Source organism: Mesorhizobium sp. ESP6-5, from assembly GCF_020164695.1.
Classification (GTDB): domain Bacteria; phylum Pseudomonadota; class Alphaproteobacteria; order Rhizobiales; family Rhizobiaceae; genus Mesorhizobium; species Mesorhizobium australicum.
The window spans coordinates 463,436-489,744 of record NZ_JAIUGR010000002.1 but is presented as its reverse complement, the minus strand read 5'-3'; the positions used below and the strand labels follow the sequence as shown (position 1 = coordinate 489,744).

The 26,309-nt window shown below is 62.9% G+C and carries 1 protein-coding gene; it reads left to right on the top strand.

The window, feature by feature from the left end; genetic code table 11:
• The first annotated feature begins 456 nt into the window (after positions 1-456).
• The gene (locus LB524_RS04655; RefSeq protein ID WP_224524003.1) at positions 457-26,280 is read left to right on the top strand and encodes an LEPR-XLL domain-containing protein; all 25,824 of its coding nucleotides are present in this window, start codon (positions 457-459) and stop codon (positions 26,278-26,280) included.
• Positions 26,281-26,309: the final 29 nt, after the last annotated feature.

Below are 26,309 nucleotides of genomic sequence, written 5' to 3'. Positions count from 1 at the left end.
GCCCCTTCTCCAGGTTTCTTGCCTTCCGTCGCGGAAACCATGTGCTGAAATTTCAAGGCCATGGCCTAGAATGCTTCAAGTGGGAGAATTGTGTCTTCTACAATATCACCTTAAAATATGTTTAAAAAAAATATTATGAGATATACATGTTAGATGACTGAGAGCTATGCTAATGGCGACGGAAATATATACATAGATAATCACGTGTCTTGTCGAGATATATGCGTATGGTTCATATTGTCGCAAATTTTACATAAACATAGACTCGTCGCGGTTTCGTGATCGCCTTGCACTCAAGAATTTTCGGATGTACGTTTGATTTCGGTAAATTAGCCTAAACTGATATATCAGGGGGACAAAATGAACATTTTGTCGAGGTCGGCTTTTTTTGAGGCATTTCAGAAGAGATTAGCCAGCAAAGCAGAGACGCCAATCCCTGGCGTATTTGGTCGGTGGTTGGCGAGTTCGCTGCTGCGGCGCTCGCCGGGGCGAGCCCGACGGCCCAGCAAGACATCAGATCTGCCGAACCTGGCGCTTGAAGCGCTTGAGCCGCGTTATCTGCTGTCGGCCGACATCTTGCCTTTCGCGGTCGACATGAACGACTTGGCCGGCGCCGACTATTCGCTGCGCTATGACAATCTGATCCAGGCGATCCAGATCTATGACAACAAGACGGGTACGCTGGTCGACCAGCGCAACGCGCAACAGATCGACTATATCGTGGTGCACGGCACCGCTGCCGACGACAAGCTCACCATAGACTTCGGCGAAGACTTCCTGGCGGCGCTCGACGTGCGTTTCGACGGTGGTGCCGGCAACGACACGCTTGCCATGACCGGCGGCAGCTTCGACGCCGTGCGGCTGGCGACCGACACCGGCCTGTCAGGCAGCATTGCCGCGCAAGCCGGGGCGTTGACCCATAGCATTGGCCTGGCAAACGTCGGCGCGGTCGAGGACAATACGACGGCCAGCCAGCGCATTTATGCCGACACTTCCGGGCAAGCGCGGGTGATCCGCATCGGCAGTTCAGATGATTCCAGTGACGGTCTGTCGGTGCTTGACGCTGGAGCATTTAACAATCTGATCACCTACAAATTCACAACTCCGACGGTCTCGTTGACCGTTGACGCGGGCGCGGGCGACGACAGCTTTGTGCTGCGCGAGATCGACCCCGCTCTGGCTGGCAGGGTTGTGTTGAGTGGCGGCGCCGGCAGCGACGCTGTGGTCGGGCCTCCGCAGGACACCGACTGGCATCTCACCGGCGACGGTTCGGGTGATGTTGCTGGGGTGTCCTTCGTTACGGTCGAGAACCTGATCGGTTCCGCTGGCAACGAGGACACCTTTTTTGTTGGTGCTGCTGGAAAATTGAGTGGCGTCATGGCCGGCGGCGATGCCGGCTTCGACAGCATGGTTCTCGACGGCGGCACCTTCGCCTCGGTGAAGTATGTAGCCACTGGGCCGACGTCGGGCACGATCACGCGTGACGGTGTCGTGCTCCGCTATGACGGGCTCGAACCGATCACCGACAACAGTGTCGTTGCGGACCGTGTCATCACGACCAGCAATGCCGACGATGGAGCGACTCTGATCGACAATGGCGCGACACTGACGCTGTCGTCAGGCCTCCTAGGTTCATTCGAGTCGATCACTTTCAACAAGCCCAGCTCCAGCCTGACCATCAATCTCGGCGATGATTCTGGCTTTCCTATTTTTTCAAAGGATACCCTGACCATCAACAATGCGGTGAACCTCGGTTCAACCGCACTCATCATTAACGGCCAGGACGGCAAGGACGAGGTGACGATCTCCGGGACGCTGACTGCCGGCGCAGTTACCGTCAATGCCGAGAAGATCAGCGTTTCCAGCACCATAAATGCCAGTTCGGTGACCCTGACAGCAGCGGCGGCGGACGATGGAAAAATCATGGGTGGCGCGTATCTCGCGACCCCGGAGGCAATCATCGACCTGAGCGGCGCCACGATCATCGTGACGGGCGCGGCTCAATTCACCGCAACCGCGACCGCCAATGTCGAGGCTGAGACTTTCGAAGGTGGGCCGCTCGCGGGTGTCATCGCAACGATCATGCCCGAAGCGCGGGTCAAGTTCAGCAGCACCAATGTGACCGCAGCCAGCCTGTCGGCGTCGAGCACCGTAACCGTCACGCTGACCGCGAAGGACGAGTCCGATGCAGGTTCCGACAACGATGAAAAGAAGGATGCGGCGGTTTCCGTCACCGTTCTGATCAGCGACGCGATCACCGAAGTGCTCGCGGGCAGCGTGCTCAGCGTCTCGGGCGCGGTGTCGCTGACTGCGACCAGCAATTTGACGATGACCACCGAGGCCGATGGCGGTAGCGGCGGCAAGGGCGCAAGCGTTGCGGTTTCAGAAGTCAATGCGACGACCCGCGCCAATGTCTCGGGCGGTTCGACGATTGGCGCGAATGCCGGCGATACGCCCAATTCGATCGCGCTCGGCGCAACGCTGACCAGCAATATCACGACGATCGCCAAGTCGACGGCAGGCGGATCGGACCAAAGTGCAAGCGGTGACAACGAATCCGAGCAGCGCCTGAAGGACCCCAATAAGGACGGCATCACGTCTGACAAGGCGACGACCAGCAGCGGCGATATCACCTTTGCTGGCGCGGTGACGGTGTCGGATTATCGGCCGACCACCGAAGCATTCGTTCAGGCCTCCACCCTCACATCCGGTGGCACGATCACGCTGACCGCGCAATCGACGGACAAGGTGACGGCGACGGCGGACGGCACCAACACGAATTCCTCCTCCAATGGCGCAACCGGCATCGGCGTTGCAGTGGCGCTGAGCATTGCCGACGTCACGACGCGCAGCTATCTCGGCGGCGCCTCGTCGCTGTCGGCGAGTGCGGTGTCATTGAGCGCCACGATTGCGGCCGGCGACAGCTTCATCGCCCAGGCGACCTCCGGCGCCGGCGAAGGCTCCAAGACGCAGGTCGCGGGTTCGCTGGCCATCAATATCGTCATCACCGAGGCTTCCGCCGACGTCGCGGCAAACGCCTCGATCAATCTGAATGGCGCGGATCTGTCGCTCACCGCCCATTCCACCACCAACGTCGTGACCGATGCGGTTCCCGACGACGCGAGCGGCGCCGCAGGCGAACTCGGCATCGGTGGTTCGGTCGCCCTGACCATCGTCGACAATTCCACCTCGGCATCGATCCGCGACAACGCGACCATCGTTGCCGCCGACGCTGTCACCATGACTGCGACCGGCGACCATACAGCTTCGACCACGGCGGAAGCGGGCGCGGAAGGCGGCGATGTTGGCATCGGCGGTGCGGTGGCGATCGACGTCATCGACAACAATACGGAATCGTCCATCGGTTCCGGCAGCGAACTCGACATCACCGGCAATTTGTCGGCCAGCGCCAGCAATCATGGCGTGAGCACGACGCTGGCCGATGGCGATGCCATCGGCTCGACGGCGATCGGCGCGGCGATCGCGCTTGCCTTCGTGGACAACCGTGCGTTCTCGACATCGAACCGCAATCTTCGTTCGAACGGATCGATCAGTCTGTCGGCCGCCAATGACGGTTCCAGCAAGGCGGAGTCGATTGCGAGTGCCGCTGGCGCCGAGAAAGACGAGGACGGCAACACCAAGGCCGACGAGCAACGGGACAAGGAAGTCGGTCTGGCCAACAGCAAGTCGAATGATGGCGACAGCGTCAGCAAGTCGGCCAACAGTTCAGGTGGGAGCGGCGGCGGCGATGTCAGCGTCGCGGCAGCCCTTGCCCTCAATGTCTCGTCGTCACTGGCGGTGGCGTCGATCAATGACGGGCGCACGGTTGTTGCCGGTGAGGGCGCTGGCGTCGGCGAACTCAATTTGCAGTCGTCCAACAATATGGATGCGACGGCGAAAGCCGATGGCACCGCAAAGACGAGCGACAGCGGCACCGCTGTCGGTGTCGCAGTGGCGATCAATATCGCGACGATGCGCAACGAAGCGTCGATTGGGGCTGGCAGCATCATTACGGCCGACGGGGTGAAAGCCGAAGCCAAGATGAAGAACGTCGGCGGTGACGTGACGCATCGTTTCGGCGCCGAGTCGACCTCCGGTGCCAGCGGCGGCGATATTGGCGTGGCCGGTTCGTTCGCGCTGAGCTTCGCCGATACCGACACGCTTGGCGTGATTGGTCTCGACCATGCCGATCAGCCAGCAAGCGGCGCCGCGACGGTTACATTGACCGGCGGCAATGTTCTGCTCACGGCGATCAACACGACCGTAACCACAACGACGGCGACCTCCTCCGGGGCCGGAAGCGGCTCGGGCAGCGTCGGCGTCGGCGCGTCGATCGCGCTCGGCATCGGCTTGAACACCACGTTTGCCGGCATCGAGAACGGCGAGATGGTTGGCGGGACGACAGGCAATTTCACCGTCACCGCGACATCCAATGATACGCTGACGACGACGGCCAAGGCTGGCGCCGAAGGCGCTACCGGCATCGGCGGCGCGATCGCTGTTGCCTATGTCGATAACGATACGGATGCGCACATCGGCACCGGCGGCGGCGCAACGATCACGCTGACGGGCAATTTGGCCGCGCAAGCCTCGCACACCGGTACGGTTCACACGCTTGCCGATGGCGAAGCCGCCGGCAGCAGCGTTGGCGTCGGCGCGTCGATTGCACTGAATATCGGCGAAGTCACCAACGACGCTTTCCTCGGCCGCAATTTCCAGAACGTTGGCACGGTGACGATCACCGCGACCTCGACACTCGACACCAAGGCAGAGTCCAAGGCGAGCTCGAAGGGCCAATCCACCAAGAAGTCCGATGGCACAACGGACAGTGCCAGCTCCGATCAGGAGACGACCAACCAGACCGAGATGGCCAAGAACCAGAGCGGCGGCACCAAGACGCCCTCGCAGAGCGGCGGCAGCAGCCTTGGCCAGGCCGATGGCAACAGCAGTGGGCAGACCGGCAAGGGTACGCAGGGCGGCAACGGCTCCGGTGGCACCAATGTGGCCGCGACGATCGCCGTCAACTTCCTCGATGCGGACAACCAGGCGCAGATCGCCAGCAATGTGACGATCGCCGGTACAGGCGCGATGAAGGTCGAGGCGATCAGCACGACCGACGCGCGGGCATTGGCCACCGCGACGTCCACGAACACCAGTTCCAACACCGGCGTTGCCGCCGCGATCGGCCTCAACATCGTGCTGCTGGACAACAATGCGATGATCGGTTCAAACGCCGATCTGACCGCCGGATCGATCGAGGTCCGCGCCGCGACCGGCAATGGAGAGAAAAACACGTTCCAGGCGCGCGCCCTCTCCGGCGCGGTGTCGAAGAACACTGCGATCGGCGGCTCGGTTGGCGTCAACTATCTCGATGTCAACACGCTGGCATGGGTCGGCGACAATGTCGATCTCGACGCCAACACCGGCAATATCGAGATCGGCGCCGTCAGTCTCAATGAAATGCAGAACCTGGCCGGCGGTGCGGCTTTGAGCACCGGCAGCGGCGGCGGCGGCGTGGGGATCGCGGTCACCGTCAACATCGTCAACGATCTCAACACCAAGGCTCAGACCGGCATCAATCTCGACGCCGAAGCGCAGGGCGCGATCAACGTCACCTCGCATGCCGAACTGCTGCCGATCTCGGAAGACCTGCCGGTCATCGGCTCGTTGGCCGTCACCAGCTTCGCCGCCGGCATCGCCGGTGCGTCCGGCGGCTTTGCCGTCGGCGGTTCGTCCAGCGTCAACGTGATCTTCATGGAGACGCACGCCTCGGTGAACGACAACTCCGACCTCGAGGCCGGAACCGGCATCAAGATCGAGGCAACGGACCTGCTGACCGTGGTCAGCGGGGCGGGTGGCATCGGCCTCACGCTGAACGGCAATGCCGGCGTCGGCATCGGCCTGGACGTGCAGGTGATCACGCGCAACACGAGCGCCTGGATGGGTGGTGGGGCGGATCTGGATACGACTGCCGGCAACATCGTCATCAATGCCGACTCCTTCGACGACATCACTTCGATCGCGGCGACGTTCGGCGGCAGCGCCGGCGGCTCAGCCGGCGTCGCTGCGTCTGTCGGCGTGCTTTACCTCGACACATCGACCCAAGCCTTCGTCGAGGCCGGCAGCACGCTGAACAAATCGCATCTGGGCGCCGGCGGAGATGTCTCCGTGACGGCGACCGGCGACGCGGACGTGTTCCTGCTTGCTGGCGCGGCGGCGTTCGGCCAAAGCGCCGGCATCGGCATTTCCGGAACGGTGTTTGTCCATCTCGACGATGTGAAGGCGGAGCTCTATGGCGACGCCGACGTGGTCACCGGTGGCGCAAACGGCCTCTCCGTATCGGCGAATTCGACCGATGGGGTGCTGATCATCGCCGCCGCCGGCGCGGCTTCCGCGCAGGCGGCGGTCGCCGGTTCGGTCGCCGTGACAGTGCTGACCGAGACAACGACGGCTCGCATCGGCGCAAACAGCAAGGTTTCCGGCCAGACGCTCGCCAACGATCCCGGCGTCTCGGTCTTTGCAAATGACGAAACCGATATCCTGACAATCGCGGGTTCGCTCGCGGTTTCCGCCGGCAGTGCTGGCGTTGGCGCCGGCGTCAATGTGTCGACGCTGACAAAGACGACGACTGCATCGATCGAAGCGGGCGCCGACATCGACGTCGACGGCAATGTGACGGTCGAGGCAACCGGCAACGAGGACATAGGTTCGTTCTCCGTGGCCGCGGGCGCGTCCAGCGGCGCGGGCGTCACACTGACGGCCGATGTCTTCGTGCTGAACCTGAAGACCCGCGCCTTCATCGGATCGGATCCGCTGGCGCCGATCGTCGGCCTGACGGATGTGCGGGCACGCGGCAGCGTACTCGTCCAGGCAATCGACGAGACCGAGATGGACCTGATCGTTGGCGGCGTGGCGATCGGCGGCAGCGCCGGTGTCGGCGTCGCGGCCGGCGTTGCGGTTGTCGACAAGGTGACTGATGCCTTCATCGGCGCAGGCGCACGCGTCACCGGCGAGGGCCACGGCACTGTCGCGGCGAGAACCGGCCGCTACACCGTCGACTATGCGGGCAGCCAGGCTATGTCGAGCTTCGACCCGCAGGGCGGCAACAAGCCGACCGCCAGCAGCCTGGAGGCTGGTACGCCGTCGGGCCTCACCCAGTTCAAGAACCTCGACCAGGAGGGTGGCGACGACGTCCAGCAGGATCCGGGCTTGACCCAGAACCGGGTTGCGACCGCGTCGGTCGACACCGGTTTCCGTGGCGTGGCTGTCTCGGCCTCGGCGAAGGATGATGTCGAGACTTTTGCAATTTCCGTCGGCGGCGGCGGTTCGGTCGGCGTGGCTGTCGGTGCGGCGGTCAACGTCGTCGATACCAAGACGAAGGCGTTTATCGGGGCCGATGCCCAGATCAACCAGGACATGGCCGGCTCCGGAAATGCAGGACAATCCGTCCTGGTTGCGGCGGCGAGCGACTTCAGCCATGTCGGTGTCGGGGCCGGTGCGGCCTTCGGCGGCGCGGGCGCGGGCGCGCCCGGCGTCGACGTGTCGGTGATCAAGGTTGACACGTTCGCGACGATCAATGACGGCGCGGATGTGAAGGCGAACAATGACGTTGCGGTGATCGCCACGTCCAAGGAAAAAGTCATCGTCGTCTCCGCCGGCCTTGCCTTCAGCGGCACGGTCAGCCTGGCGGGCGGTGTCTCGGTGCTGTCGTTCGACACCGAGACCTATGCCCGCGTCGGCGCCAACGCGACGATTGTCGCCGGCGGCGACGTCGCCGTCATGGCCAAGGACGATTCCGAGGTGGTGGTGGTCGCCGGTGCGGTCGCCATCGGCCTGTCGGGCGGCGGTGCCGCCGGATCGGTCGCGGTCGTCAATGTCGACAAGCTCACCGAAGCGACGATCGGCGACAATGCCAGTATCGACGCGTCCGGCAACGGCACCGGCATCGGCGGCGTGCTGACCGGCACGATCGTCGGCGGCAGCAATCCGAGCGGCTTCGGCACGGCCGAGGCGCATGGCGTCATCGTTCAGGCGGAATCCTCGGAAGAGGTCACCAACGTTACAGTCGCCGGTGCCGCCGGCCTTTACGTCGGTCTGGCCGGCTCCGTCACCGTGACGCTGCTCAATTCCGACACCAAGGCGCTGATCGGCGTCGGCGCCGACATCAATCAGGGCGCTGCAGATTACCTCGCCCACCCAGGCACGGTGTCGGGTGCACAAGGCGTCTATGTCAACGCGGCCAACGAGGTCCGGGTCACGTCCTTCGCGGGCGCTCTCGGCGCCGGTTTCGTCGGTCTGGCCGGCGGCATCGACTTCGGCAGCATCAAGAACGATACGGTTGCCGCGATCAACGCCAACGCCATGGTGCGGGCGCGCGGTGACGTCTCGGTCAATGCGGTCGCAATCAAGGTTCTGCGTGGGTTCGCCTTCAGCGGCGGCGTCGGCGTCGCCGGGCTCGGCGCGTCCATATCGGTCTGGTCGATCGGCGAGGCGTTCACCGACTCCTACGAGGACAACCAGGGTGGCAGCGGCAACGCGACGAAGGACGACGGAAGCTCCAAGACCGCCAATGACGAGGCCGGCGAACAGGCCGACGGTGGCGTCGCAGGCATCACTGGGGAATTGGGCCGCTTCGGCAGCGGCGCCAACAGCAACACGGCCGACTCACGGGTCAAGGCCGGTGTTGAAGGCGCCCGCGACAAGGTCGGCGCCAACGCACTGACCTCAGGCGCCCTGACCAACAAGCTGACCGCCGCCGTCACCGACGAGCGCGGCACCACCGCCTCCGTCGAAGGCGGTGCGACGGTCGAGGCTGGTCACGACATCGTCGTGAACGCGCGTGAACAGATGAAAGCCAACATCCTGGTCGGCAGCCTGGGCGCCGGTCTTGTCGGCCTGGGCGCATCGATTTCCGTCGTCAATGTCTCGGGCCAGGTGAGAGCGAAGGCCGGCGGAAACCTCAAGGCTGGCAATGCCATCCGCGTTGAAAGCCATTTCGGCCAGAATATCGATGTCACGACCGTCGCCTTGCAGGCCGGTTTCGTCGGCCTCGGTGCATCGGTCGCGGTGGTCAACGATACCAGCCGCGTTCAGGCCGGCTTGCTCGACAACGCAGTGGTCAACGGCGCGGCCAGCCTTACGGTCTCGGCGAGCAGCAACCAGACGTTTGACGTGCTGACGACCGGCATACAAGCCGGCGCGGTGGCCGTCGGTGCGTCCTACAGCGACGTCACCATCGGCGATGACGACGACAACACCAAGGAAGTCCTGGCTACGATCGGCGCGGGCAGTCAGATTGGGCAGATCGACGCTGTCGGGGCCATCACGGTCCATGCGGACTCGACGATCAACGTGGATTCCGACACCTTTGCGCTGGCTGCCGGGCTCGGCGCGCTGACCTTCAATTTCGCTTTCGTCGATGTTCAGCCGAACGTAGAGGCATCGGTTGGCGGCGGCGCCAACATCAAGGCAACGGGCCTCCTCACGGTCGAGGCGTGGACGCTGCACGATGCGACCGGCGACATATTCGCACTTTCGGTCGGCGCACTGGCGGCCGGCACCAGCCTGGCGACAGTCAATGTCGTCCCGACGGTGGCCGCATTGATCGGGGGCAATTCGACGATTCACGCTGGCGGCATCGTCATGCTGTCGTCGCACAATTACGATGGCGAGACGGCGACCGACCGCGGGGCGAAGGCCTTTGCGGAAGCCTCCGGCGGTGGCTTGTTCAGCGGCCAGGGCTCGGTGCCGACCGCAAGGTCCAATGCGGTTGCCAACACCACGATCGGCGCCGGCGGCGCATTCACCATCACCGGTGACATCAACATCAAGTCGCGCATTCGCAACTATGCCGTCGCCAATGCCGAGGCCAATTCGTTCGGCGCGGCGGCGGTCGGTGCTTCCGTGGCTGAAGCCGAGGCCAATGGCCAGAGCAACGCCGCGATGAACGCAAACATCGTCTCGGTCACGGACATCATGATCGAAGCCCTCGCTGTCAATGGCGCGCTCGCCGTGGCTGAAGCCGCCGGTGGCGGCGTTCTCGGCTCACTGACCATCAACAGTGCGGTCGCAACAGCCAGCCCATCATCGGTCAGCGCCTCGATAGGCAATAACACCTCCATCCAGTCGGCGCGCAACGTTCGGCTGAAGGCACAGGCGCAAACCGAGGGCGACGCCAAGGTTATCGGCATTTCTATAGGTGGCATTTTCGGGGCAGGCGCTTCGGATGCGACGACCCATGTCAGCCCGACGGTTGCAAGCTCGATCGGCGCCGGCGTGGTGATCAATGCAACCGGCGATATCCTGGTCGAAGCCTCCGCGTCGCCGATCCCCGGCGAGCAACCGACTTATGAGATCCTCGATGTCGACGGCACCTCCAACACGATCACCGTGAATGGGCATGGACTGGTGACCGGCGATACGGTCGAATATGATGCCGGAAGCGGCGGCGCCGTCATTCCCGGCCTCAACTGGCCAGATCCGGATGATACGGCCGTGAACCGTCAGTACGGCGTGATCAATGTCGTCAATGCAGGCGTGACAGATCCGAACACGCTCTATTTCGGCTCCGTCTTCAACGCCGCCGACATCGATCCAAACACCGAGATCATCGAGTTCGCGGGTGGCCATAATTTCCTCAGCGGCGATGCCGTCCGCTACTTCAAAGCTCCAGGCGAGTCTGTCGGCGGTTTCGGCCTGACCGAGGGCAACCTCTATTATGTGCTGGTCATCGACGGGTCACACATCAAGCTGGTGAACACCTTCGACAAGGCGGTCAACCCACAGAACTACCTCAAGAATTTCCAGCCGGACGATGTCGCCGGCAACAGCATAACCATCGCCGGGCACGGCTTCGTCAACGGCACGGCGGTGACCTATGAGGCGCCGGACGCGCGCACCTTCGTCAGTCGCCAGGTGGACGTCAATTCGAGCAGTCTCAATCCCGACGGCTCGCCAATCGCCGATGCCAACGCCGACAATATCCGCTTCTTCGACGATGACGGAAACGCGCTGGCGCACGGCTTCGTCGAGGGCGAGCACGTTGTCTATGACGTCAAGAACGCGAGCGGAGGAACAGGACTGGCGATCGGCGGCCTGGTCGACGGCCAGACCTATCGCGTGCATGTCGTCAACTCCTCGACGGTTCAGCTCAAGCGCAACGACGCGATCACCGAAGAGGTGCAGTTCGTTCGCAATGCCGCTGGCGACCGTATCATCCGCACGGACGGCCTCAACTGGGCCGATAACGGCTTTGCAGCCGGCACGCTGTTTATCGGCGGTGGCGGCGCCAACTCCGGCACGTTCACGATAGCCAGTGTTTCCGGCAGCACGCTGATCCTTACCGTCGTGAACAGCGTCACCGAAAACACGCTGACGAAGACCTTCGATCAACCGATCATCGCGCTGGCCCCGAACAAGGGCCTCAGCGCCAATCCGGCGCTCAATGTCGGCGCCAGCGATACGCATTCGCTGGTCAATGCCAAGAATCTGCCGATCGGCGGGCTGGAAGACGGCAAGACCTATTATGTGCGCGGCGTCAGTGGCGTCGGCGACAACACGTTCGAACTTTGGAATGCGCCGAGTGGCGGCAGTCAGATCGTCCTGACGCCGACCGCAATTGGCGGGCCCTACGGCAATCATAGCCTCGCAGCTCTTGCGGTCGACATCTCGGCAGCCGCCGACAGCGAGCAGCAATTGCGCATCGACATCAATGACAGCGCCACATCGGCGTCGCCAGGACAATTCCTGTTTGGCCCGGGCGAAGTTCCGCTCAGCGAGATCGCCCCGCAATCGGGCGACGGAGTCTCTTCGGCCTATGCCAAGGGGTCAGGCGGCGGCTTTGTCGGCGTGCAGATCAACGACGCCGACATCATCAGCAATCCGAACGTCTCGGCGACGATCTCCGCGACGCAGATCACGACCGTGGGCGACGTCACCGTCAGCACATCGGCGACGACCAATACGTCGACCTATGCGGTCAACGGCACCGGCGGTTTCGTTGCCATCGGCGATGCCGACGCACGCAGCTATCAAGACATCACGAGTGCGGCCACGATCAGCGATGGGACGCGTATTGTAGCGGGCAAGAACTTCACGCTTGCTTCGGCAAGCAATGCCATTACCAGTGCCTCGTCGCAGTCGAGCGCCGGCGGCGCGGTCGGCCTCGCCGACCCGACCACCGATGTTCGCATCGAATACAATACGGTTTCGACAATCGGCTCGAACGCCATCGTTCTTGCCGGTCAGTTGGCCAAGGCCACGGCGAATGCATCCGTCGATGTGACGGCGAAATCGACCGCCTCCGGCGTCGGCTTCGGCGGTGACGGCGACGCCGTCACGCATGTCAACATTGGCTCCCCGGACGCCGATCCGGACGCCGATCAGGCCGACGCGATCGTCTCGCTGGCGGCCAATGCGGTGCTCAGCGCGCGGCGGACCTCGCTCGCGGCGCGGGTCGACAACTTCCATGTCTTCTCCGGCAGCGACGGGCGCGGCGCCGGATTCTATGGCGAAGGCGAGGCCGAAAGCACGATCACGGCACGGCCTAATGCGCAGGTGCGAGTCAATGCAGGCGCCGACCTGACGGGTTGGGAAGGCGTTGACCTCATCACCCGCTACGACAATGTCGACACGGATGCGAAATCCTATGCCCGATCGACGGGCCTGTTCGGCTTCGTCGATTCCGACGCGCATAACGATACCGACGTCTCGTCCGAAATTTTCGGTGCGGCAGGCGCGTTGGTGACAGCCGGTCCGCGCGACAACGGCGATGCCGTGCTTGGACATCCGGATTATCCGCAGGAACCTGGAAGCTCGGCCGAGCATCTGGCCTTGTTTGCCTCGACCGTGAACGGCTCGATCTCGCAGACAGATGACGCCGATGACAGCAAGCGCTCGCTCGCCGCCGGCGGGTCGAGCGGCAGCAGCCCGGATGACAGGCCGCAATCGATCAATTTCAATTCCGACGTGCTGATCCTTTCCGGCCGTTCACCCGAACTGGTCGTCAAGCAACTGAACATCGGCCTCGACGGCCAGATCGATGTCGCGGTCGAAGTGTCGGTCAACGACACCGCAGGCGGCGGCAGTGCGACCGAAGGCCAAGGCAACACGATCCAGAGCGACGACATTGTCGTCAACAACATCGTTAATCCGGGTCCCGGCGACGTCGTGTTCGACTCGAACTCGATGATCGGCGCCGGCGGTACCTGGACGTTCCGTGATACGTTGCAGCGCGTGTCGATCCGCAACGAGTCCGACAAGGACATCATTATCAACAATATCGATGTCGTCACCGACGAGCAGCCACTGGCATGGCTCAATCCGTCGCAGAGTGTGACACTGACCTTCAACGTGGTGCGCGAAGTCGCGCCGACGCTGATTGAAATCACCGACACCGGTGGCCATTCAGACATCTACATCAACGGCACGATCGACAACCCGATCGGCACGACGTCGATCGTCAATACTGACGGATCGGTGTTCGCCACCAACGATCGCGGTGTCCCGGGCAGTGATGGCCGCCAGTCGCTGATCCGTACGCACATCCTGAACATTCGCGCCGACGAAAACATCGGCGCGACCGGTGCACGGGTGAATATCGACATCGTCGACAGCTCCGGCCTGCCGCTCGGCATAGGCTTCGACACCGGCCGTGTCGCTGGCTTGACTAACCAGATATTCCTTGGAGTCGAGAACCGTTTCTACACCGGCCAGCTGGTGCGCTACGATGCCGTGACCACGACCATCGGCGGGCTCGTCGACGGCGGCTACTACTACGTCATCGCTTCGCCCGATGGGCAGAGCGTCAAGTTGGCGACCACGCTGGCAAACGCTCTGGCCGGTACGGCCATCGATCTGGCGCCGGCAGGCGCGCTGACCGATCTGCACAGCCTGATTTCGGCTGAAACCTTCACCGCCGACGCGCTCGGCAACATCAGCCTCGACCTCAAGGCGCTGTTGCGCGAGGCGCCGGCCGGCGGCTTCTACATCGTCGAGATCGACCGGATCAACGCCGGCAATACGGCGGATGTGCTGCTGCAAGCTAGCCTTGAACAGTTCGGCGACGGTCTGTCAGGCGGCCTGCTGGTCAAGGCGCCGGCGTTGCCCGCCGGCGGACAGACCTACTACAATTTCTTCCGGCCGGATGCAGGCGCAATTCCGTCGCTGAGCCGCGGCGTCTTCGCCACCGGCAACACGGAGATTGCGTCGACCTATGATTTCCGAGGCCTCGACCCGGTAACCGGCCTGCGCACGCTGGCCGGGGTGCAGGCGGGCTCGGTCGTTGCGGGCGGTGACATCATCGTCGCGGCAGCCAATCCGGCGCCCACGGCGACCACCGTCAACGTACTTGGCATCACCGAGATCGCCGGCAATGGCGACATCGACGTGCTGACCAATGGCTATATCGCGCTGACGGAAAAGACCGGTGACATGCGCATCGAGCGCATTCGCTCCAATGCCTCGGATGTGCTTTTGTATTCGCCGCGGCGCATCCTCGATGCGCGCGATGACAACGGCAACCCGGCCTTGGTCGAGGCCGATGTCTCCGGTCGCAACATCACCATGGCCTCTGGCGTGGGGCTGTTTAATCCGACCCATTTCCAAGTGGCCGCCCAGGTGCTCAGCCCCACACTGCTTGACATCAATTCCCCCTTGGGCGGCATTGGTGAACCGAGCAATTTCCTCGAGATCAACGTTGACAACCGCAATGGCGTCGGCGGACTTGGTGTGCTGCGCGCCTTCGATACCAGCGCGGATTCGACGTTAGGCATCTTCCTCGACGAAGTCGTCGGTGACATGCATGTTCATACCGTGCACACGATTCGCGATGTGTCGCTAAGGACCGTCGCAGGCTCGATCCTGGATTCACGCAACAACGGCGCGGGCGACGACTTTGCCAACGTGATGGGTCAGACCATCGACCTGGACGCCAACGGCAATGGCTCCATCGGCGCTTTTGCCAACGACCTCGAGATCGATTCATCACGCGGTTCCAGCGATGACGACGTCGCACTTGAAGCCGGCACCCACATTTACCTAACCGAAGCGCCGGAGGCTCCCGGCGGCACCGCCGGCAATCTGCGGCTGGTGTTGGCTCACGCCTACGATGGCGATATCCGCATCACTGTGCGCGAGACCTCGGTTCAGGGCGAGAACCTCGACCTGCTGCACAGTGGCAGCGCCCGCTTTGCCGAAGACGGCGCGACCTTCCCGACCTTCCAGCCCGATGCGCCGCGTGCGATCGCACACGGCCAGATCTTCGCCGAAAAGGGTTCCGTGCTGCTGCGCGTCGGCGATAACGTGACGCTCGATTCCAACAGCGAGACGCTGGCGGCCAAGAGCATCGACATCTATGGCGACGTGTCGGCGACCAACGACGTCATCCATGCGCTCGTCAATCTGGATGTCGCCTTCGGCACCGTGATGGTGCTGCGTGGCCGCATCATCGCCAACGCAACCGTGGTGCCTGGCAACAAGACGATCGGCGCGCCGGTTGGCTCGGCAACGCCGACATTGACGGCGAACTCGGTCACCGGACCGACCGTGCTGACCCGAATCTTCGGCAACACGGATGTCGACACGATCAACTTCGGCGACACCTCGGGTGCCGGCGGCACCAACACGCAGGGCAGCGCCGGCTATGTCTTCCTCGGCTCGAAGACGCGCGCCTATGGCAGTCAGAACCTCAATGTGAACAACGTCGATGGCGAAGACCGTTTCCGCGTCTACTACCTCCAGGATACCGCGACGCAAACCTCTCCGAACATGCAGACGGCGGCCGAGCATACGCTCACGCTTGACGGCGTGTCGGGCTCCGATCTCTATGAGATCTACACGCTTGGCTCCAACAATCCGGGGCAGGGCACCGCAGGCACCGACTTCCAGCGCAATTACGTCATCAACATCCTGGACAGCGGGCGCTCCATCGACGGTGTCGATGAACTGACCATCTTCGGCTACGATTCGTCGCAGAACGGTCTGGTCGGCGGCAACAAGCCGATCGACGACATCTTCCTGCTGCGCGGCGCCAACTATCTGCCGCACGAAGCCGCCGACCGTCCGGCCTACGTCGCCATGGTCTACGGACAGCCAAAGACCTATGCCGACACGATCGAGGACAACGAGCCCTCGAACGAGGTCGCGCGCATCAATTACGACACCGCGCTGAATGGCCGGATCACCATCGAGGGGCAGGGCGGCAACGACAATTTCTACTCCGACGACACCACGGCGATTGTTTCGCTGCAGGGCGGCGCCGGCGACGATTCCTTCAACATCGGCCAGATATTCGGCACCAAGCGCACCGGCGATGCGGAAAACGGCGTCACGCCGTTCTTCGGCGGCGGCTTGCTCGACCAGGACGTGTTCCCCGACATGGTGGCCACCACACGCGGCTGGCTGAGCCCCGGCATAAGTGCGCCGATGGTGGCGCAGGGCGGCACGGGCAACGACGAATTCCGGGTCTATGCCAACCAGGCCGAACTGCGGCTCGAAGGCGACGACAACAACGACCTGTTCATCGTCCGCGCGTTCGCCATCGCGGCGGTCGCCAATCAGGACTGGAACGGTGACGGCACGATCGACCAGGACGACCTGCCGGCGGTTACGCTCGACACCAACGGCGATGGCGTGATCAACTTCGCCGACGCTGACTCGACGCCTCACGACTATACCGACGACGTCATCGTGCTCGACGATTTTGGCGTTGCCAAGCCGATCATCGGGCTCGGCTTCTCTGTCGCGCGCGCCCCGGACATCCGCGCCGGCGGCGGCGAGGACGAAGTGCAATACAACGTCAACGCGCCGGTCTCGGTCGACGGCGGCACCGGCTTCGACAAGCTGGTTATCCTCGGCACGGAATTCGCCGACGATTTCGCCATCACCGAAAGGGGCATCTTCGGCGCCGGCGTCAATGTTCGCTACACCACGATCGAAGTGGTCGAGGTCGACGGACTTGAAGGCGATGACGAATTCTTCGTTCAATCGACGGCTTTCGGCGTAGCCTATCGTGTTGTCGGCGGTCTGGGTTCCGATACGATCAATGTCACGGGCGATGTCACGGAAGACATCATCACGCGCGAACTCGAAGGCGCCTCCGGCGCTGTTGACCACCTCGTCACCTCGGGCGATCCACTATACGATGGCGTGCTGGTCGACGGCTTCGACTATCACGTGGCGGGTCCGCAGGAGGGCATCGTCCGCATCGACGAAACGGATGGCTTCACCGCTGTTCGGGAAGGCGGACCGCGCAATGTCGACAGCTACACCGTCAGGCTGGCGGTGGCGCCGCTGGCCGGCCAGATCGTCTATGTGACGATCTCGGCGGCACGTTCGCCGCAACAGGAAGAAGACGGCACGCTGATCAATCCGGCACCGTTGCCGAATGGCATCGGTGACACGATCTGGCTTTCGAAGCTGGATCCCGGCCTCGTCGGAACCGACGGCGAATTCCAGCATGTCATCACCATCAACGGCGTTGCGACGATCATCAACGATCGCTCGATCGTGCTGGCCTTCGACAGCACCAACTGGAACACGGCCCAGAACGTGTACCTTTATGCGCCCGACGATTTGCGCGCCGAGGGCGACCGGGTGGTCGTCGTACAGCACAGCGTCATCTCCGACACCAGCGGTGTCGCGCCGGCACTGCTGGCCGCGGCCTATCCGAACGGCGATCCCTTCGACGCGGCGGACGTACGCAACGTCGAGGTCGACCTGCGTGACAACGACACGCCCGGAATCTATGTCACCGAAGTGACGCCCGGCACGAACACCGAGGATGGCCGCTCGCTGGTCATCGAAGGCAATGCCACGACCAAACTGAATGACGAACTCCTGGTGCAACTCGCCAAGGCGCCCGACGCGGGCGACACGATCGTCGTCAAGCTGTACGTCAACGAGTTCAGCGACGAAAACATCATGATCTACGATGTCGACGATCCGAACGGTCTCGACAATCGCATGTTCAAGGGTGCCGACGGCTACTGGCGCATCACTTTCGACAGCGGCAACTGGGACGATGCGGTGCGCGTCGGCATCGAAGCGCGCGACGACATCCCGCGTGAGGACCCGCACACAGCGGCGATCTTCTTCCAGCTCGACCAGGCGCTGACAGTCGACGCCAACCACAACTACGTGTTCCCGAACCTGCGCTCAGGCCCGGGCTATGTCGACATCGACGTGATCGACAATGACAGCGCCGGCGCGGTTGTGCTGGAGAGTGAAGGCAATACGCTGCTCAACGGCGATGGATCGGACACCGACGACTATACGATCCGGCTGACCAAGGCGCCGTCGACCAACGTCAGCGTCGCGGTCCTGACGGACGGTCTGGCGGATGTCGTTAGTGTCAATGGCGTCGCGGTCACGCCCGGCTCCGGATACGGCATCATTGGCGGCCTCAGGCCTACGCAGATATTCGACGGCAATCTTGTCTTCTCCAACGAAGGTGGCTTGGGCAAGATCACGCGTGGCACCGGTGCCGATCTCGGCAGCTTCGTCGATGAAGGCTTCTTCGTCGGCCAGCAGATACGCATCGGCAATGCCGGCGCCGGCAGCGGCGACTATTTCATCACCTCGATCGATGCGGATGGAAAGTTCTTCAAGGTCGACAGGCTGTTGGCAGCGACAGGCGCGAAGGACGACGTTATCCTGTCCGATCTGGCGCGGGACGGTGAGTACACCGGCAACATCCGCTTTGAGATGGTCATGGAGGAAGGTCTCCCGACCTACCGGATCACCATCGCCGGACTAGGCGAAAAGGATGATGGCTGGCTGTCATTCGGTTTCCTCGAAGGGCAGTGGATCCGCCTGTTCGATACGGCCGACAATTTGATCGGCGACTTCAAGATCGCGATCATCCGCGGTGACAACGACACCAAGGACACCACGATCCAGATCACCGGCACCAATGTCGCGCAGATCCTGCCGCATCTCGGCAACACGCTGAACGATGTGCGCGTGGTTCGCACTGCGGCCGTGGCCGTGTTCACGCCGGCCAACTATTACCAGCAGCAGACGGTCGAGCTGCGCGCCGACACCGAATATGAAGTGCCGATCACCCGCGAAGGCGTCAAGGTCTTCCCGGTTTCCGGCCATTACCTGTCCAAGCTGCGCGGACCCTTGGCTGTCGAGGGCGGCGTCACCGGCGCCGACCGTTCACTCGAGAACGGCCTCAAGCTGCCTGGCGAAGCCGACGACTTCCTGATCGCGATCGGCCAGCAGCCGCCGGAATCGCAACAGATCGACGTGCTGAACATCTTCAACGACACCAGCAAGGAAGATGTCGGCGGCGTGATGACGGCGACGACGCTCACCGGCTTCAACATGGCCGACAATCTAAGCCTGGGGCTCGGTGTGACCGGCGATCCGACTTTCGGTGAATCCGGCTTCTTCCCGGGTGGCATCAGCTTCGGACGCATCAGCGTCGACCAGAACGGCGATTTCGGCACCGACAGCACCAAGAGCACCATCGAGGTGGTCAACCTGATGCTCGGGGAAGGTAACGACAAGCTCGTCATCTCGGGCACGCTCAATCCCGCACCGCCGGTGCAGGTGACGAGCACGTTCGACATAACGCCATCCGGCGTCAATGGCGGCACCATCGTGCGCACCGGGTTCGATTGGAAAGCGATGGGCTTCCTCGTCGGCCAGACGGTGAAGATCGATAACCTGCCGGGCATCTGGACGATCGTCGCTATCAATGACGCGCTGATCAATCCGGCCAATCCGGCCGAAGGCGCGGATCCCAACGATAACTCGATCCTGGTTCTGAGCGGACCGAGCCTCGCCAGCGTGGCGGATGGGGCGCACACCGTCACGGCCCTCGACAAGGATGTGATCACGCTTAACAAGCCGGTGGATGTGGCCACGACGACAGCGGGCGGGATCATCACGCGGACCGACGGCGGCAACTGGGCCGGCTTTGCGGTCGGAGACTTCATCTCGATCAACCAGGACTTCGCGAAGGGCGAGTATCAGATCGTGGCGATCGCGGGCGCTGTCATGCGCGTCATAGGCGGACAACTCGCGCCGGTCTCGGAAGCACCGCGCACCATCAATCGCATCAACCCGGTGACCAATGCGGTGCTGCAGACCGTGGTGGCCGAAGTCGATGTCGAGCCGACCTATACCGGCGGCATCGTCACGCGCCACGACAACGTCAAATGGGCCGCTGAAGGCTACCTCGCCGGACATCTGGTGACGATGGTCGATGCCAACGGCAAGCGTGACTTCCGCATCATCGAGATATCGGAAGACGGCTTCTCGCTTACGCTCGAAGGCGCGCCGCTCGCGACGCAAAACGGCGCGGTGAAGAGCTTCTACGTGCAAGGCCAGCATGGCGGGCTGACGCTCGTTCATGGCGGCGGCAACATGTATCTGGAAAGCACCGGCCCGATGAACATCGCCGCCGGAACCGGTGGACAGATCATCGTCACCCGTCAGGACGGCCGCGACTGGTCGGAGGACCGCTATCAGGTTGGCCAGGTGATCCAGCTTTCGGGCGAAACCTATACGCGCACCATTCTGGCGATCTCCGATGCAACGCTACCGGCGCCGAGCAACTCCGCGCTGACATGGGGTGACGGCAGCAGGCTGGTGCTCAGCGCACCGAACACACGCACCGGCCAGCCAGCCGGCACGGTGCTCGCGCCCAACGCGTTCAACAGCTATGCCGAGCGTTCACTGCACGTCGCGGAGCCGCGCGCCATCACCGGCACGGCGACCGTCAACATCGCCACCAACAGCCTGACACGCAGTGCCGGCAGCTGGCTGGCGGATGGCTTCTATGTGGGCCAGAAAGTGCGACTGAGCGGATTTGCCGGCACGTTCACCATCCAGGCGCTCACTGCGAGCGTGATAACACTGCAGAGTGTTGCGCTGACGCCGAAAGCCGGTGTTGCGATGACCGTCTCCGGTGTCGACATAACGCTGGACGGTGGCACGCGTGTCGGTGGCGACCATATTATCGTCACCGGCGGCGCCGGGCCGAACTCGCCACTGGTCATCTATGGCGACACCAGCCAGGACGGAATCTGGTATTCCGGCCAGGCGCACAATGTCTTGGGTATGGAATTCGGCGAGAAGCCGTTCGATCCGTTCCCGCAACTGCAGGACGGCGAGAACGAGGATGACGAGTGGGTGTTCCCGCTCGCCAATCCCTACAAGCTCGCCGGCAACGACATCATCGACGCCAGCGCCTTGTTCGCCGGCACGCCGTCGGCAAACCTGCCGAGCGTCGGCCTGACGATCTATGGCGGTGCGGGCAACGATACGATCTACGGCAGCCAGGCTGGCGATCACCTCGCCGGCGGTTCCGGCGATGACCTGATCATCGGCAATCGCGGCGTGGATCACATCTATGGCGATAGCGGCGTCAACGTGAACATCTTCACGCGCCAGCTGTTCATCGACACGATCGACAACAGTCCGTTGCCTTCGGCCAATCCGAATGCCGACACCAACGGCACGACGATCAAGCCGGTCAAGTCGTCGGTTCGTGACCTGATGAATGCAGGCGACGACGTGATCTTCGGCGATGGCGCCTCACATCTCGGCTATGGGCCGAGTTCGGTCGCGGCTGCCGGCGTGCTCGGCGACTTCGACGACATCATCTTCGCCGATCATGGTGTGATAGAAATGTTCGTCGACGATCCGAATCTGCCGTCGACCTTGAAGCAGCGCATCCAGACGACCGAGCTGGTGTTGGTCACCGGCATCAAATCGGCCGAACTGCAGAATGGCGGCGACGACGTTGTGTTCGGCGGCCTCGACCGCGACGTCATCGTCGGCGGCGCCGGGCATGATCTGCTCGATGGCGACCAGCAGGACGACCGCGTCTTTGGCGACAACGTCTACCTGTCGCGCCAGGGCGGCGCTGACGGCAATCTGCTTGATGACACGTTCAGCCTGCGCTTCCAGACGCTGGCCGGAACGTTGATGTACAGCCGTACAGACCGGCCGATGCCGGCCGGCCTCGGCACGGTCAATGCCGACAACAGCGGCCTGCTGCTGGTCGACGGCATCGCGCGGCGGTATCGCGATCCGGACGGTGCTCCGTGGTGGAGCGAGTACTCGGTCGATTACGCGGCGCTGCACACTTTCGCCTTCGACGAGGGTACGGCCGGCGTCGGCAGCTTCGGCAACGACTACATCGCCGGCAGCGAAGGCCATGACGAACTGTTCGGTCAGCTCGGCCATGACGTCGTGCAGGGCGATGGCGGCATCGAGCTTGCCTTTGCCGGCACCTCGCATGTCGGCGCATCGCGCACATCCGGCGGCGTCACCGATCCGATCGGTCCGCTCACGGTGATCGCCTCCTTCGCGGCGGCGACAGACGGCCAAGATTATATCGAAGGCGGTGGCGGCGACGACCAGATATTCGGCGGCCTCGGCCAGGATGATCTGATCGGCGGTTCCTCGTCCTTCTTCAGCCTCACGGATCCGAATACGCGGCCTGACGGAGACGATTACATTTTCGGCGGCGCCGGCATCGAGATCGACCGCAATGACGACAATTTGCCAAATGACGGCACGCTCGCCAATTCGCGCTTTGCTCGCGATGCCGACTCCATGATCGGTGACAACGGCAACATCGTGCGGATCGTCGGCGTCAATCACACCGACATCAATCCGAACGGCACGGTTGGGCAGCAGCTTTATGTCCAGTACAATTACGACGTGAACGACCCGGCGCGTGCCGGTGGCGAACGCCTCGTCGTGCGTGGCATCCATCTGCTCGACTACACGCCGGGCGGCCCGGACTTCCGTCCAGACCTGTTCTCCAAAACCAACCCGAACAATCCTGCCTATCGCAACGAGTTCGGCCTATGGGCCAAGCAGGACATCGGTGGCCATGACGAGTTCCATGGCGAGACCGGGGACGACACCGCCTATGGCGGCGGCGGCCATGACCGGATCTTCGGCGATGCCGAGAACGACGATCTGATCGGCGGCTGGGGCAATGACTGGATCTCAGGTGGTACCGGTGAGGACGGCATCCTGGGTGACGACGGTCGCATCTTCACCAGCCGCAACAGCGCGACCTACGGCGAAAGCCTGTTCGGCGTGCTGCCATTGCTGGCGACCGATCCGGATACGCGCACCAGCCAGGGCGATGTGCTCAACGAGTTCATCTACACGCCCGGACAGGTGCAGACGGAGACGATCAATGTCGGCGGCAAGATGAAGAAGGCGGTCGACCTGACCCCTTACAATCTGACGCCGAACGCGCAGGGCGGCGACAATCCGCTGTTCGACGCCAATGTCGTCGACGACATCATTTTCGGCGGCCTGGGTGACGACTTCATCCATGGCGGTTCCGGCGACGATGCGGTCGGCGGCGGCGAAGCTCTGCCAGATTCCTACACGCAGCGCTTCGATGCGGCGGGCAATGTCGTCGGCATCGTGCGCACCGACTTCTCGCGGCCATGGAACCCTGGCGACGTGCTGCGGTTCGGTCCCGACAGCGATCCGTGGAACGCACCGAAGCCTGTGCAGAGCCGGCTCGGCGAGTTCTTCCTCTATGACGAGTACGATCCGCGCCGGACAATCATGTTCAACGCCGATGGTTCGGTATGGAAGGCCGGCCCGGCACCTACCACGCGCCAGTATTTCCTCAACCTCGTCGACAATGAAGGACCGCTGGTCAACGGTGCGATCGCTTTTGCGCCGAACGGCACACCGACGGCGTTTGCGCAACGCAATACCGATGGCAACGATGCGGTCTTCGGTGACCTGGGCAATGACTGGATCGTTGGTGGCACCGGCCGCGACCATATCTATGGCGGCTGGGGCAACGACCTCATGAACGCCGACGATGTACTCTCGACCAACAACTGGCTGAACGACCAGCCGGAGACGCACCCAATGTATGAGGACCGCGTTTTCGGTGGGGCCGGGCTCGACATCCTGATTGGCAACACCGGTGGCGATCGCCTGATCGATTGGGTCGGGGAGTACAACAGCTACCTGGTGCCGTTCGCACCGTTCGGTATCGCGACGGTAAGCCGCCAGGTGCCGCCGCAACTGTTCGACTTCCTCTATGCGCAGGCATTCAGCGACGGCGTCGACATCACCCGCACCGCTGACACTGGCAGCATCAACGGAGACGACAAGTACAGCCACGTCCATATGTTCATGGGCGGCGTGGAAGGTGAAATCGGCCTGATCACCCAGAAGGATCATGGCTTCTGGCAGGATCAGACCGGCGGTCCGACGGATCCCCAGGCCGGCAACATCCCGGGCGGCAAGCGAGACGTGCTGCGCACGGCTGACTTCAATGATGGCAATGCTAAGGTCGTGGCAGTCGACGAGGGCAATTTCGCCATCACCAGCGGCAAGCTCACCGTTCAGTCGGCAAGCACCTGGGATCAGGCAGCCGCGGTTCTCTATCTCGACGCCTATACGCCGATCTACTACGAGATCGCGGCGACCTTGACGGCCGACAAGCCGACCGGCGGCTGGAAGGCCAACTCCTACATCATCTTCGACTATTATTCGCCGACGGATTTCAAATATGCCGGCATCAACATCTCGAACGATCAGATCGAGATGGGTTACCGCGACGCCAGCGGCTGGCATCAGTTGGTCAAGTCCAACAAGCCGGTGCAACTCAAAGCGAACCAGGCTTACGATGTCCTGCTCGCAGTCAACGGCACGAACGTGAGTTTGACCGTGGCCGGCGTGAATTGGTTCAGCTACACCTTCGCGCCGCGCATCGTCGATGGCCAGCCGGTGGCGCTAAACAAGGGCCTCATCGGTGTCGGCAACAGCGGCTCGAAGGGTACGGTGGACAACTTCCGTGTCCAGGTCTTGCCGCCGCAGATCACGCTCGATTACGCAGCCGAGTTCAACGGGCCGCCGACCTATCCGATGTCGAAGACCGCAGCTCAAGGCTGGACGCTCTCGGGCGGCAGGCTCAATGCGGCAGCCGGCGCCGGCACCAATCTGCTGGATGTCGGCCCGGCGATCGGGGCGGACGCCTATCTGGAACTGACGGCGAGGTTGAAGACCGCCGGAACCGGTGGCATCGTCTTCGACTACTACGGCGCCAACAACTACAAGTTCGTCACCCTGGATGTGGTCGGCCAGAAGGTTTTGGTCGGACACGTGACGTCGAAGGGCGGCACGGTGATCGATCAGAGCTTCGCGCGCACGCTGAGTTCAACGACGGACTATGACGTCCAGTTGACCATACGGGGTGCTGCCCTTTCGATCGCCGTCAACGGCGCATTCGTCGGCAGTTATGGCTTCAATGCAGCCGTTGCCGATGGCGAGTTCGGTCTGGTGACAGGCAATGCAGGGGCGTCTTTCGACCGGCTGCAGATTCGCACCAACGCGTCGGCGTTCAGCACCAGCTCCAATCAGCTGGCGCTCGCTTCGCTCGGCCAGGCCGCGGACACGGCAACGGCGGTCGGCATCGATCAGGCCAAGACGATGCTGGCGCAGGCGGTGGCGATCTGGTCGGGCAGCGGTCAACTCGACGCGGCACAACTTGCCAAGCTGTCGAACCTGGATGTCCAGATCACCGATCTGCCTGGCTCGGCGCTGGCACAATCGGTGTTCGGCGCCGTGCTGATCGACCGCAACGCGGCCGGACAGGGCTGGTTCGTCGACCTGTCGCCTCTCGACAGCAGCGAATTCCAGCTCGATGCCTCCGGGCACCTCACGGCGTTGCCGGGCGGCGCCGCCGATGGACGGATGGACCTTCTGTCGGTGCTGATCCACGAAATCGGTCATCAGGCGGGCTTGGATCACGATGAGGGCGAGGCGGGCGTGATGTCGGCTGAGTTGGCCGCCGGCGAGCGCCGACTGCCGGAGGCCGGATCTGCCGGTCAGCTGACTGACACGCAGCTCTTCCATGATGGCCTGGGCGTCTTTGTCGGCGCGCAGGAGCATGGATTACTCCAGAGCGCTGGTATCGCGCCGGCCGAAGCGGTTGGTGAGGTCTCGACGATACCGAGCGCAAGACCTTCCCGCAGTGCGGCGGTGGCGCATTCCAGGTCTGACGCCGATGCAAGTGCCAAGACCGACGATATCGTGCTGACCGGGGCTCCTTCCGGCCTGCAGCCAAGCGGCCCGCTCAACTGGGTGTTTGACGAGGCCAGCGGAACCTTTGTTGCCGCACAAGGTCGGCAGCAGGACCGTCCGCACGATGCAGCGCCCGACGCGGATCAGGACGATGGCGACGCAACTTCGGACGACCTCAATGGTCTCGCCGAATGGAGCAACCGCAAGGGTTTGCTGTCGCGCCTGTCCAGTCTGTTTGGAGTGCGATGAGACAATGATGGCGGCGCAGTTCACACATT